The sequence below is a fragment of the Haloferax profundi genome, assembly GCF_001469865.1.
In the GTDB taxonomy this organism is placed as follows: Archaea; Halobacteriota; Halobacteria; order Halobacteriales; family Haloferacaceae; genus Haloferax; species Haloferax profundi.
Genome location: NZ_LOPV01000251.1, coordinates 1 through 579 on the forward strand (window position 1 = coordinate 1; position 579 = coordinate 579).

At 55.6% G+C, this 579-nt stretch carries 1 pseudogene; it reads right to left on the reverse strand.

The features are described from left to right. Positions 1-59: 59 nt before the first annotated feature. A pseudogene (locus AUR66_RS11640) lies at positions 60-579 on the reverse strand (hypothetical protein); the annotation flags it as partial.

Below are 579 nucleotides of genomic sequence, written 5' to 3' on the forward strand. Positions count from 1 at the left end.
GCTGTTGGAGCCACTCGAGGGCCTGGCTGATGAGTTCACTCTCGGTTTGGAGGGTGAAACTACGCATCGAAACCATCCTCCCGGCGAGAACTCCCGATAATCGGTCGGTCTCGAATCACTCGATTGGGGTTGTCGTAGTCGTGCTCGTGGCCGTTCCAGAAGTCCATCGTCAACACGAACAACTCGACAGTGCTGAGTCGACGAGCGGACCATCCCGAGGCCTGCTGGATGAATCCCGACTCGATACTAGCAATCTTGCTATCGAGTTTATCGAACATTCGAGCGCGTTGTTCGGATTCTGAGAGGTCTTCGCGACGAGTGACGAATGGATTGAATAGGAACCCAATGACGGGGATATCGGTCAACTTCTCTGCCGGGGTTCGCTCGTCGTCGGAACGGTCATAGACTTCGAGTGGCGACGCTTCGACACCGATAAAGAAGCGTATCTGTTGGGTCCCACGCTCTCGCATCGCTCGTGGGCGTCGCTCGCGGTACTCTTCGAGGAGTTCACGGAAGATGGGATTTCGGGAGACGTCTTCGTCGGAAAGGCGCTGTTCGATGTTTTCGGTCAGTTGCTCA